The 15,238-nt window shown below is 63.5% G+C and carries 15 protein-coding genes; 14 read left to right on the top strand and 1 reads right to left on the bottom strand.

Going from position 1 to position 15,238, the window contains the following annotated elements; all coding sequences use genetic code 11:
- Positions 1 to 145 precede the first annotated feature (145 nt).
- The 4 genes from C7I36_RS05305 to lnt are packed head-to-tail and all read left to right on the top strand — an operon-like array spanning position 146 to position 4,068.
- The gene (locus tag C7I36_RS05305; protein WP_106452694.1) at positions 146 to 1,189 is read left to right on the top strand and encodes a PhoH family protein; all 1,044 of its coding nucleotides are present in this window, start codon (positions 146 to 148) and stop codon (positions 1,187 to 1,189) included.
- Positions 1,186 to 1,653: an rRNA maturation RNase YbeY gene (gene ybeY / locus C7I36_RS05300; protein WP_106452693.1), complete on the top strand. Its 468-nt coding sequence runs from the start codon at positions 1,186 to 1,188 to the stop codon at positions 1,651 to 1,653. Before C7I36_RS05305 ends, ybeY begins: the two co-directional genes overlap by 4 nt.
- A gap of 9 nt (positions 1,654 to 1,662) precedes the next feature.
- On the top strand, positions 1,663 to 2,544 hold the full coding sequence (gene corC / locus C7I36_RS05295; RefSeq protein WP_106452692.1) for a CNNM family magnesium/cobalt transport protein CorC: 882 nt from the start codon (positions 1,663 to 1,665) through the stop codon (positions 2,542 to 2,544).
- Entirely contained in the window at positions 2,545 to 4,068 is a 1,524-nt protein-coding gene (lnt, locus tag C7I36_RS05290) for an apolipoprotein N-acyltransferase (RefSeq protein WP_106452691.1), read from the top strand.
- Between the two features lies 1 nt (position 4,069).
- Here lnt and C7I36_RS05285 read toward each other — a convergent pair whose 3' ends face one another.
- Positions 4,070 to 4,549 (bottom strand): zinc ribbon-containing protein, encoded by a 480-nt coding sequence (locus tag C7I36_RS05285; RefSeq protein ID WP_106452690.1) that lies wholly within the window; start codon positions 4,547 to 4,549, stop codon positions 4,070 to 4,072.
- Between the two features lie 117 nt (positions 4,550 to 4,666).
- Between C7I36_RS05285 and leuS the strand changes: the two genes are divergently transcribed.
- From leuS to C7I36_RS05235, 10 genes are all read left to right on the top strand, one after another.
- Entirely contained in the window at positions 4,667 to 7,246 is a 2,580-nt protein-coding gene (gene leuS, locus C7I36_RS05280) for a leucine--tRNA ligase (protein ID WP_106452689.1), read from the top strand.
- A gap of 116 nt (positions 7,247 to 7,362) precedes the next feature.
- Entirely contained in the window at positions 7,363 to 7,848 is a 486-nt protein-coding gene (locus C7I36_RS05275; RefSeq protein ID WP_106452688.1) for an LPS-assembly lipoprotein LptE, read from the top strand.
- A complete protein-coding gene (gene holA / locus C7I36_RS05270; protein ID WP_106452687.1) occupies positions 7,848 to 8,870 on the top strand; it encodes a DNA polymerase III subunit delta in 1,023 nt (340 codons plus the stop codon). Before C7I36_RS05275 ends, holA begins: the two co-directional genes overlap by 1 nt.
- Complete coding sequence (gene nadD, locus C7I36_RS05265) at positions 8,867 to 9,514, top strand: nicotinate-nucleotide adenylyltransferase (RefSeq protein WP_106452686.1); 648 nt, start codon at positions 8,867 to 8,869, stop codon at positions 9,512 to 9,514. The genes holA and nadD overlap by 4 nt, the downstream gene beginning before the upstream one ends.
- Positions 9,515 to 9,548: 34 nt before the next feature.
- On the top strand, positions 9,549 to 9,893 hold the full coding sequence (gene rsfS / locus C7I36_RS05260; protein WP_106452685.1) for a ribosome silencing factor: 345 nt from the start codon (positions 9,549 to 9,551) through the stop codon (positions 9,891 to 9,893).
- Positions 9,890 to 10,360 carry a 23S rRNA (pseudouridine(1915)-N(3))-methyltransferase RlmH gene (rlmH, locus tag C7I36_RS05255; RefSeq protein ID WP_106452684.1) on the top strand — a complete coding sequence of 157 codons (471 nt, stop codon included), beginning with the start codon at positions 9,890 to 9,892 and terminating at the stop codon, positions 10,358 to 10,360. Before rsfS ends, rlmH begins: the two co-directional genes overlap by 4 nt.
- Positions 10,361 to 10,362: 2 nt before the next feature.
- A complete protein-coding gene (gene mrdA, locus C7I36_RS05250) occupies positions 10,363 to 12,249 on the top strand; it encodes a penicillin-binding protein 2 (protein WP_106452683.1) in 1,887 nt (628 codons plus the stop codon).
- On the top strand, positions 12,242 to 13,348 hold the full coding sequence (gene rodA / locus C7I36_RS05245) for a rod shape-determining protein RodA (RefSeq protein ID WP_106452682.1): 1,107 nt from the start codon (positions 12,242 to 12,244) through the stop codon (positions 13,346 to 13,348). The genes mrdA and rodA overlap by 8 nt, the downstream gene beginning before the upstream one ends.
- Before the next feature lie 13 nt (positions 13,349 to 13,361).
- Complete coding sequence (mltB, locus tag C7I36_RS05240; RefSeq protein WP_106452681.1) at positions 13,362 to 14,333, top strand: lytic murein transglycosylase B; 972 nt, start codon at positions 13,362 to 13,364, stop codon at positions 14,331 to 14,333.
- On the top strand, positions 14,317 to 15,138 hold the full coding sequence (locus C7I36_RS05235; RefSeq protein WP_106452680.1) for a septal ring lytic transglycosylase RlpA family protein: 822 nt from the start codon (positions 14,317 to 14,319) through the stop codon (positions 15,136 to 15,138). Before mltB ends, C7I36_RS05235 begins: the two co-directional genes overlap by 17 nt.
- Positions 15,139 to 15,238: the final 100 nt, after the last annotated feature.

Below are 15,238 nucleotides of genomic sequence, written 5' to 3'. Positions count from 1 at the left end.
AGACGATAAGCTCATGTTCAGTCATGGCAATGAACGAGCCCGGTGTTGCGGTCAAACTATCAGTATGACTCCGGCAGGAGTATGTTTGCTTTTAGCTTCAAGCTTACGGCTTACGGCTTAAAGCTTTTTGGCAACAGGAGTTACCTTGACCCCCAACGTCACCCATCTGGAACTCGAGCTGGCGCCGGCGGATGGCCAGCGCCTGGCCAGCCTGTGCGGCCCCTTTGACGACAACCTCAAGCAACTGGAACGCCGCCTGGGCGTTGAGATCAACTATCACAACCAGCATTTTCATGTGGTCGGTCCGGTCGCCGTTACCCAGGCGGTGGGCGAGCTGCTGCGCGATCTCTACCTGGCCACCCAGCCGGTACGGGGCCAGGGCGTACCCGACATCACTCCCGAGCAGGTTCACCTGGCCATCAAGGAAGCCCGGGTACTGGAGCAGGATGACGAATCCGACCCCGGCTATCGCTACGGCAAGGAAGTCACCATCAAGACCAAGCGGGGCCTGATCAAGCCGCGCACCCCCAACCAGGCCCAGTATGTCGCGCATATCCTGACCCACGACATTACCTTCGGCATAGGTCCGGCCGGCACCGGCAAAACCTACCTGGCGGTCGCCGCCGCGGTGGACGCCCTGGAGCGACAGGAGATCCGCCGCATCCTGCTGACCCGCCCGGCGGTGGAAGCGGGCGAAAAACTGGGCTTTTTGCCCGGGGATCTGAGCCAGAAGGTCGATCCCTACCTGCGCCCCCTGTACGACGCCCTGTTCGAAATGCTGGGCTTCGAGCGGGTGGAAAAGCTGATTGAGCGCAACGTCATCGAAGTGGCGCCGCTCGCCTACATGCGCGGCCGCACCCTGAACGACGCCTTTATCATCCTGGACGAAAGCCAGAATACCACGGTGGAGCAGATGAAAATGTTCCTGACCCGCATCGGCTTCAACTCCAAGGCGGTGATCACCGGCGATATCACCCAGATCGACTTGCCCCGCAATGCCAAGTCCGGCCTGCGTCACGCCATCGAGGTGCTGAGCGAGGTGGAAGGGCTGTCATTCAACTTTTTCCGCGCCGAAGACGTGGTGCGCCATCCCGTGGTGGCCCGCATCGTACGCGCCTACGAGGCCTTTGATGATGCGCAAAAGCGCCAGCAAAGCGCGACTCAGACCAAGGGAGAATCCCCTGCATGACCCTGTGGCTGGATTTGCAAATCGCCTGCGATGAGGCGCCCGGCCTGCCCATCGAGCAGGATGTTGAACAGTGGCTTGCCGCCGCCCTGGAGGGTGAGCGGGATGAGACCGAAATCACCGTGCGGCTGGTGGACGAGACCGAAAGCCAGGCACTCAACCGGGACTACCGCGGCAAGGACAAGCCCACCAATGTATTGTCCTTTCCGTTCGAGGCGCCTCCCGGGGTCGAGCTGCCGCTGATCGGCGATCTGGTTATCTGCCGCCAGGTCGTGGAGCGGGAAGCAGCGGAGCAGGGCAAGGCGCCAAAAGCCCACTGGGCGCACATGGTGGTGCACGGCTGCTTGCATTTGCTCGGCTTTGACCATATTAAGGATGACGAAGCCGAAATAATGGAATCCCGGGAGATAGCGATCCTGGCCCGCCTGGGTATCGATAATCCCTATCAAGACGACGATGAAGGTTAACAAGGTCCCATGAGCGACGATAATTCAAACTCAGAAAACGGTTCGTCCAGCAAGAAAAACTGGCTTGAGCGACTTGGCCAGCTTTTTCAGGGCGAACCGAAGAATCGGGAAGAACTGGTAGAAGTCATCATGGACGCGGGCGAGCGCGACCTTATCGATCAGGATACCAAGGACATGATCGAGGGGGTGCTGGAAGTCAGCGAGCTGCGGGTCCGCGACATCATGATCCCCCGTTCCCAGATGGTAACGGTGGAAAAATCCCAGCCGGTGTCGGCGTTTCTGCCGATGATCATCGAGTCCACCCACTCCCGCTTTCCGGTGGTCAACGAAGACAAGGACCACATCGAGGGCATACTGCTGGCCAAGGATCTGCTGCAATACGGCTTCGGCCTGACCGAGGAGCCCTTCTCCATCGACAAGGTACTGCGCCCGGCAGTGGTGGTGCCCGAGAGCAAACGGCTCGACAAGTTGCTCAAGGAATTCCGGGAAGAGCGCTATCACATGGCCATAGTGGTGGATGAATTCGGCGGCGTGTCCGGCCTGGTGACCATAGAGGATATCCTCGAACTGATCGTCGGCGACATCGAGGACGAGTACGACGCCGAGGAAAGCGCCGAAATCCGCCAGATCAGCAAGCGGGTCTATGCGGTGGCCGCGCTCACCGACATCGAGGACTTCAACGAATTCTTCCATACCCACTTCAGCGACGAAGAAGCCGATACCATCGGCGGCATGGTGATGCATGCCTTCGGCCACCTGCCCGCCAAGGGCGAGCAGGTCGAGATCGAGGGATTCGTGTTCAAGGTGGCCCACGCCGATCGTCGACGCTTGCTGCAGTTGCAGGTTAAGATACCGGACAATCAGGAAACCTCCTCTTCGGAACCGGTATAAGTGCACAGATTGCTGCCCATCCTAGGGGCCCTGCTCAGCGGGGCCCTCGGCGTTTTCGCCTTCAGTCCGTTCGATCTCTGGCCCCTTGCCCTGGTGTCTCTGCTGGGCCTCTTCGTGCAGGCCACAGCCCCCTCGCCCGCCCTGGCGGCCCGGCGCGGCTTTGCCTGGAGCCTGGGACTCTATCTGCCGGGACTGTGGTGGATCCACAACAGCATGACCCTGTTCGGCGGCCTGCCGCTGGTCGCCGCCTTCCTGCTGGTGGCGTTGCTGGCCGCCTATTTGTCCCTCTACAACGCCCTGGCGCTGTGGCTGGCACGTCGCTATGTTGCCTCTCCCCTGGCCCGCCTGCTGTGGGTGCTGCCGGTGCTGCTGGTGGCCGCCGACTGGCTGCGGGGCTGGGTGCTGACCGGCTTTCCCTGGCTCTGGTTCGGCTACAGCCAGTTGGACGGCCCCCTGGCGGGACTGGCGCCGCTGTTGGGGGTTCAGGGTATCAGCTGGGTGCTGGCCTTCAGCGCCGGTGCGCTCTGCCTGCTGGCAACCCAGCGCCGCTGGCAGCCTGGCCTGCTCGCCCTGCTGCTGTGGGCGCTGGCCTATGGCAGCCAGCTGCTGCACTGGGTCAGCCCCACCCAGACCCAGCGCCTGGTTCTGGTACAGGGCAATATCGAGCAATCCCTGAAGTGGATCCCCGGCCAGCTGGAACTGAGCCTGGAGCGCTACCTGGAACTGACCCTGCCGGAGCTGGACGCCGACCTGGTGGTCTGGCCAGAATCGGCACTGCCCGCGTCCGAGCAGCAACTGGCTCCCTGGCTTGGCCAGGTCGACCAGCTGATGCATGAGCGCGGCCAGAGCCTGCTCACCGGCATCGTTTCCCGCCCGGCCGAGGGGGAAACCTACAACGCGGTGATCGGCCTCGGCGACGGTCGCTACCAGCCCGGCCACGACAATCGTTACTACAAACAGCAACTGGTGCCCATCGGCGAATTCGTGCCCTTCGGCGACTGGCTGCGCCCGCTGGCGCCCTTTTTCAACCTGCCCATGTCGTCCTTTTCCCGGGGCGAGGCGGGGCAACCGGATCTGGCCGGCGCCGGCCATCGTTTCAGCGTAGCCATCTGCTACGAAGTCGCCTTCCCCGGCCTGGTGCGCGACAACCTCAAGGCCGATACCGACTACCTGCTGACGGTCTCCAACGACACCTGGTTCGGCCAGTCCATCGGCCCCTGGCAACATCAGCAAATCGCCCGCATGCGCGCCCTGGAGCTGGGGCGTCCCCTGGTCCGCGCCACCAACAACGGGGTTACCCTGGTCACCGACGAAAAGGGGAGGATCACCGCCAGCCTGCCCCAGTTCGAAGCGGGGGTACTCAGGGCCGAGGTGACCGGCATGACCGGCCTGACACCCTATGCCCGTTTCGGCAACCTGCCCCTGCTGGGCTGGCTGGCCCTGTGCCTGGCCTTTGCCGCCTGTTGCCGGCACCGGCCCGTCGGTGCCTTCGGGCTGGAGCCGGGCCGGCGGCTGTTCAAGTAATTCAGGGGGTCAGCGGGCGGCGGATAAAAACGTCGTGGCCGCATTCGAGGCAGCCGGTGAGTACCTCGGGATGGGTAATTTCATGGCGGTGGGCGCACAGGGTACAGTCGTAGAATCCGGGCCCCACCACCTCACCGGCCCGGTATTCACCATGATGGGCCAGATCCTGGGCAAACTCCTGCCATTCCAGCCGGCTCTTGTCGGTAGCCCCGGCCAGCCAGCCCCACACGGTTTCGCGGATGCGCCGGTAGAACAGGCTGTCCCGGAATTCCTCACCGCTGTACTCGGCCAGGTCCCGCTTGACGTACTCGGCGATCAGCGCCAGCTCGTCCCGGGTCAGATCCCCGGCCGCTTCCATGTAGGCCTGGGTTTTTTCTACCAGCTCCTTAAGGGTGGTGTCCTCCGCCTGCCGCCACTGGCGGTGCAACTCCTCCACAAAGGCCTCGTAACCTTTTTTATGCTTGTCCCCTTGCTCGCTCATGGTGCTTTCCTCCGTGCTGCCGGGAGGGGGCGCTATTGTTGCAGGCTACCCCCTGGGGTATTCTATGCCGATTTATCGCTGGTGTTACCACCCCATTAACGGAACCGGACGTCACTAATGCAAGAGCAATTCAATCCCCAGAATATTGAGCCTGAAGTGCAACGCTTTTGGGCCGAAAAGCAGACCTTCAAGGCAACCGAACACGCGGGCAAGGACAAATTCTACTGCCTGTCCATGTTCCCCTACCCCTCAGGTCGGCTACATATGGGGCACGTCCGTAACTACACCATAGGCGACGTCATCTCCCGTTATCAACGGTTGCAGGGCAAAAATGTGCTCCAGCCCATCGGCTGGGATGCCTTTGGCCTGCCCGCCGAAAACGCCGCCGTCAACAACAAGACAGCGCCGGCACCCTGGACCTACGAAAACATCGACTACATGAAAAACCAGCTCAAGCGACTGGGTTTTGGTTACGACTGGGACAGAGAGCTGGCTACCTGCACCCCCGAATACTACCGCTGGGAGCAGTGGTTCTTTACCAAGCTGTATGACAAGGGCCTGGTCTACAAGAAAACCTCCTCGGTCAACTGGTGCCCCAACGACGAAACCGTGCTCGCCAACGAGCAGGTCAACGACGGCTGCTGCTGGCGCTGCGACACCCCGGTGGAGCAGAAGGAAATTCCCCAGTGGTTTATCAAGATCACCGACTATGCGGAAGAGCTGCTCAACGACATCGACCACCTGGACGGCTGGCCCGAGCAGGTCAAGACCATGCAGCGCAACTGGATTGGCCGCAGCGAGGGCGTGACCCTGCGCTTTGCGGTGGCAGGCAGCACCGACAGCTTTGAGGTATACACCACCCGCCCCGACACCCTGTTTGGCGTCACCTACGTGGGCATTGCCGCCGGCCACCCGCTGGCTGCGCGCGCTGCCGAAAACAACCCGGCCCTGGCCGCCTTTATCGACGACTGCCGGCACAACAAGGTGGCCGAGGCCGAGATGGCCACCATGGAGAAGAAGGGCATGGCCACCGGCCTGATGGCGGTGCACCCGCTCACCGGCAAACAGGTACCCATCTGGGTCGCCAACTTCGTGCTGATGGATTACGGCTCTGGCGCCGTGATGGCGGTGCCCGCCCACGACCAGCGCGACCATGAGTTTGCCGGCAAATACGGCCTCGACATAGTGCCGGTGATCAAGCCCGCCGACGGCAGCGAACCGGACGTAAGCACCGAGGCCTATACCGAAAAGGGCGTGCTGTTTCACTCCGGCGAATTCGACGGCCTGAACTTCGAGCAGGCCTTTGACGCCATCGCCAAAACGCTGGAAGAAAAGGGCCTGGGCCGGCGCACCGTCAACTTCCGCCTGCGCGACTGGGGGGTGAGCCGCCAGCGCTACTGGGGCGCGCCCATTCCCATGCTCAACCTGGAAGACGGCACCGTGGTCGGCGCGCCGGAAGAGTCCCTGCCGGTGGTGCTGCCGGAAGACGTGGTGATGGACGGTATCCAGAGCCCGATCAAGGCCGATCCCGAGTGGGCCAAAACCACCTACCACGGCCAGCCGGCGCTGCGGGAAACCGACACCTTCGACACCTTTATGGAGTCGTCCTGGTACTACGCCCGCTACTGCAGCCCCGACTACGATCAGGGCATGCTGGACGTGGAAAAGGCCAACTACTGGCTGCCGGTGGATCAGTACATCGGCGGCATTGAGCACGCCTGCATGCACCTGCTGTATGCCCGCTTCTTCCACAAGCTGCTGCGCGACACCGGCCTGGTGGAGTCCGACGAGCCGTTCAAGCGCCTGCTGTGCCAGGGCATGGTGCTGGCCGATGCCTTCTACTACACCGACGACAAGGGCGGCCGCACCTGGGTCAGCCCGCTGGACGTGACCCTGGAGCGGGACGAAAAGGGCCGCATCAAGAAAGCGGTGGACGCCGAGGGCCGCGAGCTGGTGCACACCGGCATGACCAAGATGTCCAAGTCCAAGAACAACGGCATCGATCCCCAGGTGATGGTGGACCGCTACGGCGCCGACACCGTGCGGCTGTTCATGATGTTCGCCTCCCCCGCCGACCTCACCCTGGAATGGTCCGACTCCGGCGTCGAGGGCGCCCAGCGTTTCCTCAAGCGGTTGTGGAAACTGGTGTACGAACACCAGGCCCGGGGCCCGGTTGAAGGCCTGCGGCTGGCAGAGCTGAGCGGCGAGCAAAAGACCCTGCGCCGGGAAGTACACAAGACCATCAACAAGGTGAGCGACGACGTGGGCCGGCGCCAGACCTTCAACACCGCCATCGCCGCCATCATGGAACTGCTTAACCTGCTGGCCCGGGTGGACATGGCCGACGCACAAAACCGTGCCCTGCTGCAGGAAGCCCTGGAAGCCGTGGTGGTGATGCTGCATCCCATCGTGCCCCATACCTGCTTCAAGCTGTGGCAGGCCCTCGGCCGGGAAGATATCGATCATGCCAGCTGGCCGGTGGCCGATCCCGAAGCCCTGGTGGAAGAGGAAAAACTGGTGGTGGTGCAGGTCAACGGCAAAGTGCGCGGCAAGGTGACCGTGGCCGCCGACGCCAGCCAGGACACGGTGGAAGCCGCCGGCAAGGCAGAGGACAATGTGGCCCGCCATCTGGACGGCAAGACCATTCGCAAGGTGATTTACGTACCGGGCAAGCTGCTGAATATCGTGGCTAACTGATAGCTAGAAGCTGGAAGCTGGAAGCTGGAAGCTAGAAAGAAGCATGGCACCACAGGCTCGTGCTTCTTTGTTTTTCTTCCGGCTTCAGGCTTCCGGCTGTGTTTTAAGGAGTTGTGATGTTCACTCGAATCAAGGCCATTATGCTGCTGTCGCTGACCCTGCTGCTGACCGCTTGCGGTTTCCAGCTCAGGGGCGGCGACAACCTGCCCCCCGAGCTGCACCGCCTGGTACTGGCCGGGGACGATAAAACCCCCTTCTACCGGCTGGTGTCGGCGCGCCTGCTGCGGGCCGGGGTCCAGCTGGTGGAAGCCGATGGCGCCACGCCCGTGCTGACCATAGCCCCCCTCGGCCAGAGCAACACCACCGCCTCGGTCGACACCCGGGCCGACACTCTGGAATACGCCATGCGTTTTGGCACCCGCTTTACCCTGGATGTGCCCGGCGAGCCGCGCCAGGCGTTCAATGTGGCCTTCAACCGCAGCTTTCTCGACAAGTCCGATCAGGCACTCGCCTCCAGCCGTGAGCAGCAGCAATTGCGCGAGCAGATGGAACACGAGGCCGCCGAGCAGATCGTCCGCCAGTTGAGCCGCCTGTCGTTCTGATGCGCCTCTATCCCGAGCAGTTGCCGCAGCACCTCCAGGGCGGCCTCTCGCCCTGCTATTTCGTCTACGGCGACGAACCCCTGCTGAAAATGGAAGCCCTCGACCTGCTGCGCCGCACGGCGCGCGCCCAGGGTTTCGACGAACGCCACCGCTTCGACGCCGACGAGGGCCTGGACTGGGATGCCCTGTTCGACGCCAGCCAGGCCCTGAGCCTGTTCAGTCGCCGCCAGATCATCGAGCTGGCGCTGCCCGACAAGCTCGACAAAACCGCCTCGGACCGGCTGCGGGAACTGTTGCGCCAGTGTCACCCGGATCTTTTGCTGCTGATAAGCGGCCCCCGACTCAACCAGCAGCAACAAAAAAGCGCCTGGTTCAAGGCCCTGGCCGAGACCGGCCCCACGGTTGCCGTGCTGTCGCCCAATCCGCGCCAGCTGGTGCGCCTGCTTGAGCAGCGGCTGCGGGACGCCGGCCTGAGGGCCGAGCCGGACGCCCTGCACTGGCTGGCCCACGCCTTCGAGGGCAACCTGCTGGCGGCGGCGGGAGAAATCGAAAAGCTCGCCCTGCTCGCCCTCCCCCAGCCGCTGACCCTGGCCACCCTGCAACAGCAGGTGCAGCCGCATCACCATTTCAACCCCTTCCAGTTGCTGGATCCGCTGCTGCAGGGCAAGGTCAGGCGCGCCTGCCGCATCCTGCTGCAACTGCGCCAGGAAGGGATCGAGGCAGGCATGCTGTGCCACCTGCTGGCCCGCGAGCTGGCAACCCTGGACAGCCTGCAGGCCCACTTGCAGGCAGGCCAGCCCTTTCACCAGGCCGCTGCCGCCCTGCATGTCTGGTCCAGCCGCCAGCCATTGTTGCAGGCGGCCCTGGGCCGGCTGCCGGCGGCCAAACTGGCCGCCCTGGGCACCCTGCTGGCCGCGGCCGACGCCGCCCTGGCCGACTTTGACGACGATGCCGCCTGGCGCTGGCTGTACGCGCTGTGCATCGGTTTTCTCGACGACCAACCACCGACCATACTGCCATGACCGCACCTATCGGCCTGCTCGGAGGCACTTTCGATCCCATCCATATCGGCCATCTGCGCACCGCCATCCAGAGCATGGAACGGCTCGGGCTGGCCGAGGTCCGCCTCCTGCCCAACCATATACCGCCCCACAGGGCCACCCCCGCCAGCGCCCCGGCGCACCGCCTGGCCATGGTCCGGCTGGCGGCGGCGGCGACCCCGGGGTTGACGGTGGATGCGCGCGAACTCAACCGCCAAACCCCGTCCTACACCATAGACACCCTGATTGAACTGCGCCGGGAACTGGGCTCGCGGCCACTGTGCTTTCTTATGGGCATGGACTCCCTGTGCGGGCTCAATGGCTGGCACCGCTGGCGGGAATTGCTCGATCACGCCCATCTGGTGGTCAGCCACAGGCCCGGCTGGCAACCCGCATTCAACCCCGAGGTCGAGGCCCTGTTCCACCGCCACGGCACCCGCGACCGGGAGCGGCTGCATCACCAGCCGGCCGGCTGCATCCATCTGCTCGACAACCCCGAACTGGAGATCTCGTCCAGCCGGCTGCGCGAATGCATCCGCAGCGGGAACAATCCACAATATTTGTTGCCGGAAACGGTAGCGGACTACATTCGCGAACAGGGACTCTACCAGGGGCCCGTGCTATAATCCGCCGCCATCGAGAACTGAGGAGAACCGCCCCTTGCAAGGTAAAGAACTGCACGATTTTATCGTCGACAAGCTCGACGATCTCAAGGCCCGGGACATCCAGATCCTGGACGTGACCGGCAAATCCAGCATCACCGACTGCATGATCGTCTGCTCCGGCAACTCCAGCCGCCACGTCAACGCCATTGCCGAACACCTGGCCACCGAGGCCCGCCATGCCGGCCTGCACACCCTGGGGGTGGAAGGCCAGGGCGCCGGCGAATGGGTGCTGGTGGATCTGGGCGACGTCATCGTGCACGTGATGCAGGAAGAAACCCGCGATTTCTACCAGCTTGAAAAACTCTGGGGTGGCAGCGCCGTCGGAGCCCTGGCGGGATGAAACTGCAGTTGCTGGCGGTCGGCACCCGGATGCCGGCCTGGGTCACGGCCGGCTTTCAGGAATACCAGCGCCGCTTTCCCCGGGACCTGCCCCTGGAATTGCTGGAAATCCCCGCCGGCAAACGCGGCAAGAATGCCGACATCGAGCGTATTCTGCACAAGGAAGGCGAGCAGATGCTGGCCGCCGCCGGCCGGTCGGCCCGGCTGGTAACCCTGGACATTCCCGGTCGTCCCTGGACCACGGAGCAACTGGCCGAGCAACTGACCCGCTGGCAACTGGACGGGCGCGACGTGGCCATCCTCATCGGCGGTCCCGAAGGCCTGGCGCCGGCCTGCAAGGCCGCCGCCGAACAGTCCTGGTCGCTGTCGCCGCTGACTCTGCCCCATCCCCTGGTGCGGGTGGTCGCTGCCGAAAGCCTGTACCGGGCCTGGAGCATCAATAACAACCATCCCTACCACCGAGAGTAAGAATGGCAAAAGGCCGGGTAAAGATGCGCGATCACGGCGCCGAATCCTCTCTGCACTGGCGCCGGACCCTGGTGGCCTTTGTGGGCATAGTGCTGCTCATGGGGGTGCTGTTCACCAACCTTTACCACCTGCAGGTCAACGAGCACCAGGATTACCAGACCCGCTCCAACGACAACCGCATCAAGGTAGTGCCCATCGCCCCCACCCGAGGCCTTATCTATGATCGTAACGGCGTGCTGCTGGCGGAAAACCGCCCCATCTACAGCCTGGAGATCACTCCCGAACAGGCCGGGGATCTGGAACAGGCCGTCGCCCGGCTGACCGACCTGCTTGGGCTCGAGCCCGAGCTCGGGCAGCGCTTTTTCGACGATGTGCGCCGCCAGCGCCGGTTCAATCCCGTGGTACTGGTCAGCCGCCTGACCGAGGAGCAGGTGGCCCTGTTCAGCATCAACCAGCACAAGTTTCCGGGCGCGTCCATCGAAGCCTACCTCAAGCGTTTCTATCCCTACGGCGATACCTTCACCCATGTGCTGGGCTACATGGCCAAGATCAACGATCGGGATGTAGAGCGGCTGCGTACCGAAAACAAGCTGGCCAACTACGCCGCCACCCGGGACATCGGCAAACTGGGGGTCGAGCGTTACTACGAGGATCTGCTGCACGGCCAGGTCGGCTTTCAGGAGGTGGAGGTCAACAACCGGGGCCGGGTGATCCGCACCCTCAAATACCAGCCGCCGGTGCCCGGCAGCGACATCTACCTTAACATCGATATCCGCCTGCAACAGCGGGCCCAGCAGTTGCTGGCGGGAAAACGCGGCGCCGTGGTAATGATGACCCCGCGCGACGGCCGGGTCTTGGCCCTGATGTCCAACCCCAGCTATGATCCCAACCTGTTCGTGCACGGCATCAGCGGCCCCGACTACCGGGCCCTGCTGGAAAATCCGAACCGGCCGCTGATCAACCGGGCCAGCCAGGGCATCTATGCTCCCGCTTCCACCGTCAAGCCCATGCTGTCGGTGATGGGGCTGAACGAGGGCGCCATCACGCCGGCCACCCGCTACTTTGGCGGACCCTATTTCCAGATCCCCAACACCAGCCGCAAGTTCCGCGACTGGCGTCGCTGGGGCCACGGCTGGATGGACGTGTACCGGGCCATCGAGATCTCCGCCGATACCTTTTTCTATGACCTGGCCTACCGGCTGGGCATCGACACCCTGCACGACTACATGAGCCGTTTCGGCTTCGGCCAGGCCTCGGGTATCGATCTGCACGAGGAAGCCAGTGGCATCATGCCCTCCCGGAGCTGGAAGCAGGCCCGCCACAAGCAGCCCTGGTATCAGGGCGATACCATATCGGTGGGCATCGGCCAGGGTTACTGGACCGCCACTCCGCTGCAGCTGGCCCGGGCCACCTCCATCATGGTGGACCACGGCGACACCGTGCATCCCCGCCTGCTGCACGGGATCGCCATCGACGGCGAAAAGGTGGAGATGCCCATCAGCCATGGCGACCCCATAGTACTGCGACAGGAAAGCTACTGGGACGTGGGCCTGGCCGGCATGTACCGGGTGATCCACGGCAGTGAGGGCACGGCGCGCAAGGCCTTTGCCAATACCCCCTACCAGGCGGCCGGCAAATCCGGGACCGCCCAGGTGTTCAGTCTGGCGGAGAACCAGCAGTACGATCACGAAAACACCCAGGAACACCTGCGCGACAACGCCCTGTTCGTGGCCTACGCGCCCTTCGAGGATCCCCAGGTGGTGGTGTCCGTGGTACTGGAAAACGTGGGCGGTGGCAGTACCCACGCGGCCCCGGTTGCCCGCGCCATGCTCGACGCCTACCTGCTGCCCGATCCACCGCCGGCCGAGGAGGCCGCCACCGATGAATAAGCACCATCGCCGCCGTCCCCTGGGCGAGCGCCTGCACCTGGACTGGCCGCTGCTGCTGGCCCTGCTGGTCCTGCTTTCGGCCAGCATGGCCGTGCTCTATTCGGCCAGCGGCGAAGATCTCGCCTCCCTCACCCGCCAGGGCATCCGCATCGGCCTGTCGCTGGTGGTCATGGTGGTGCTGGCCCAGTTGCCGCCCACCTTCTATGCCCGCTGGGCGCCCCCGGTATTTCTGCTGGGCGTGGTGCTGCTGGTGCTGGTGCTGCTGGTGGGCGACATCGGCAAGGGTGCCCAGCGCTGGCTGGAAATCGGCTCCTTCCGCTTCCAGCCCTCGGAAGCACTCAAACTGGCCATGCCGATGACCATCGCCGCCTACATCAGCCGCTATCCGCTGCCGCCCAGCCTGCTGCACGTCTTCCTTGCCTTCCTGCTGGTGCTGGTGCCGACCCTGCTGATCGCCAAGCAGCCCGATTTGGGCACGGCCGTGCTGGTGGCCGCTTCCGGCCTGTTCGTGATTTTTCTGGCCGGCATGTCCTGGCGGCTGATCCTGGTGGCCATCGCCGGGCTGGCGGCGTTTTTGCCGGCGCTGTGGTTTTTCCTGATGCACGATTATCAGAAGCGGCGGGTCCTGACGCTGCTCGACCCGGAAAGCGATCCCCTGGGCGCGGGCTATCATATCATCCAGTCGAAAATCGCCATCGGCTCAGGCGGCCTCTGGGGCAAGGGCTGGCTGCAGGGCACCCAGTCCCAGCTGGAGTTCCTGCCCGAACGCCACACCGATTTTATTTTCGCGGTACTGGCGGAAGAATTCGGCCTGATTGGCGTCAGCCTGCTGATGCTGCTGTATCTGTTCATCATCGGCCGCGGCCTCTACATTTCGGTGCAGGCCCAGGGCGCCTTTCCCCGCCTGCTGGCCGGCGCCCTGACGCTGACTTTTTTCGTGTACGTGTTCGTCAACATCGGCATGGTCAGCGGCCTGCTGCCGGTGGTGGGGGTGCCCCTGCCGCTGATAAGCTATGGCGGTACCTCCATGGTGACACTGATGGCCGGATTTGGCATTCTCATGTCCGTCCATACCCATAAGCGCCTGTTGGCCAAATAACAAGGAATTCCGAATGCGCCTTGCCTTCCTCCCCGCCGCCCTGTGGCTGGCCTTCTCCGCCCAGGCAGCGGAGCCCGACAGCGAACAGCAGCGCTGGCTCGACGATCTCGCCAGCCGGTTTGAACTGCCCCTTGAGGAGCTGGAGCAGGCGGTGGCGCAGGCCAGCTATCAGCAATCGATCATCGACGCCATGACCCGGCCGGCGGAAGCCAAGCCCTGGCACCAGTACAGACCCATCTTCCTCACCGAAAAACGGCTGCAACAAGGGGTGGAGTTCTGGCAGCAACACCAGGAACTGCTGGCGCGGGCCGAGCAGGAACTGCAGGTGCCGGCCCAGATCATCGTCGCCATCATCGGCGTCGAAACCTTCTACGGCGCCCATATGGGCGGGCACCGGGTGCTCGACGCCCTCTACACCCTGGGCTTTCACTATCCGCCCAGGGCCGATTTTTTCCGCTCCGAGTTCGGCCACTACCTGCAACTGGCCCGGGAGCAGGGCTGGCCGCTGGCACAACAAAAAGGCTCTTATGCCGGCGCCATGGGCATGGGCCAGTTCATCTCTTCCAGCTACCGCCACTACGCGGTGGACTTCAACGGCGACGGGCATACTGATTTGTTCGAGGCCACCGACGCCATCGGCAGCGTGGCCAATTATTTTCATGAACACCGCTGGCAATGGGCCGAGGACGTCGCCTACCCGGCCCGGGTTATCGATGCGGACACGGCCGACGCCCTGCTGGCACCGGCTCTGGAGATCGACAAGACCTGGGCGGAGCTGGCCGCCGCCGGCATCGTCATCGACGCCCAGCTCAACGCCGATACCCCGGTCAAGCTGCTGAAACTGGACAGCGCCGAGGGCCCGGAATACTGGGTGGTGCGGCATAACTTTTACGTTATAACCCGTTATAATCGCAGTCCTCTGTACGCCATGGCCGTATACCAACTGAGTGAGCAAATCAGACAGGCTTATGAACAACAGCGCTAAACGCCTCATCTCCCTGGCCGCCCTGCTGCTGGCGGCCTGTGCCGGCCAGCCGGAGCGCGAGCCGGGCAAGGACGCCGCCTGGGACAAGGAAACCGCCGGCGGCCGCTACGCCCTGCGCCAGGACAAGGCGCCGGGTGAAATGCCGGACATGTCCCACGTCAAGGACGCCCAGCCCCGCTTTGAACCCTACAGCCGCCAGGGCAACAAGGATTACAACGTCTGGGGTGCCGACTATGAAGTCTGGCGCGACGTACAAAATTACCAGGACGAGGGCCTGGCTTCCTGGTACGGCGCCAAATTCCACGGCTACCATACCTCCAACGGCGAGGTTTACGACATGTACACCATGACCGCGGCCCACAAGCACCTGCCGTTGCCTTCTTTCGTACGGGTAACCAATACCGAAAACGGCAAGCAGGTGGTGGTCAGGGTCAATGATCGCGGCCCCTTCCACGGCGGACGTATCATCGACCTGTCCTATGCCGCCGCCTGGAAGCTGGGCATGCTAGAAAAGGGGACGGCACCGGTGCGCGTGGAACTGATCAAGATCACGCCCAATGCCGAGCAGACCCGGCTCGCCAATCAGGCGCCCGGCAAGCATATCCAGCTGCTGGCGACCCGCTCCGCCGATACCGCCAAGGAGCTTGCCGCCCGCCTGAGCAAAGAGTATGGTTTCCCCGCCCGGGTGGAGCGCCAGTCCGAGTGGTACAGGTTGCAAATGGGGCCTATTCCGGTTACCAAAACGGATGATACCCTGGCCCGGCTCATCGCCGAAGGCTATTCCCAGGCGTATTTCCTGAACTAAACGGCATTTTATTCATCTTAAAACGGCAGCCACCGCCGGACGCGAGCCGCGCAACGGGCGGTGGCTTCCCATCCATTTTTTAAAAACAGGGATCCGACAG

Origin of the sequence: Zobellella taiwanensis (genome assembly GCF_003012795.1) — a bacterium.
Classification (GTDB): domain Bacteria; phylum Pseudomonadota; class Gammaproteobacteria; order Enterobacterales; family Aeromonadaceae; genus Oceanimonas; species Oceanimonas taiwanensis.
The sequence above is the reverse complement of the archived record's forward strand: the minus strand, read 5'-3'. Positions and strand labels throughout refer to the sequence as shown.

Bases quoted from the DNA above. Each gene is read 5' to 3' on its own strand.
- rodA (WP_106452682.1), top strand. From the start codon at position 12,242: ATGAATAAGCACCATCGCCGCCGTCCCCTGGGCGAGCGCCTGCACCTG.
- rlmH (WP_106452684.1), top strand. From the start codon at position 9,890: ATGAAACTGCAGTTGCTGGCGGTCGGCACCCGGATGCCGGCCTGGGTC.
- corC (WP_106452692.1), top strand. From the start codon at position 1,663: ATGAGCGACGATAATTCAAACTCAGAAAACGGTTCGTCCAGCAAGAAA.
- mrdA (WP_106452683.1), top strand. From the start codon at position 10,363: ATGGCAAAAGGCCGGGTAAAGATGCGCGATCACGGCGCCGAATCCTCT.
- C7I36_RS05235 (WP_106452680.1), top strand. From the start codon at position 14,317: ATGAACAACAGCGCTAAACGCCTCATCTCCCTGGCCGCCCTGCTGCTG.
- leuS (WP_106452689.1), top strand. From the start codon at position 4,667: ATGCAAGAGCAATTCAATCCCCAGAATATTGAGCCTGAAGTGCAACGC.
- nadD (WP_106452686.1), top strand. From the start codon at position 8,867: ATGACCGCACCTATCGGCCTGCTCGGAGGCACTTTCGATCCCATCCAT.
- ybeY (WP_106452693.1), top strand. From the start codon at position 1,186: ATGACCCTGTGGCTGGATTTGCAAATCGCCTGCGATGAGGCGCCCGGC.
- holA (WP_106452687.1), top strand. From the start codon at position 7,848: ATGCGCCTCTATCCCGAGCAGTTGCCGCAGCACCTCCAGGGCGGCCTC.
- C7I36_RS05275 (WP_106452688.1), top strand. From the start codon at position 7,363: ATGTTCACTCGAATCAAGGCCATTATGCTGCTGTCGCTGACCCTGCTG.
- mltB (WP_106452681.1), top strand. From the start codon at position 13,362: ATGCGCCTTGCCTTCCTCCCCGCCGCCCTGTGGCTGGCCTTCTCCGCC.
- C7I36_RS05285 (WP_106452690.1), bottom strand. From the start codon at position 4,549: ATGAGCGAGCAAGGGGACAAGCATAAAAAAGGTTACGAGGCCTTTGTG.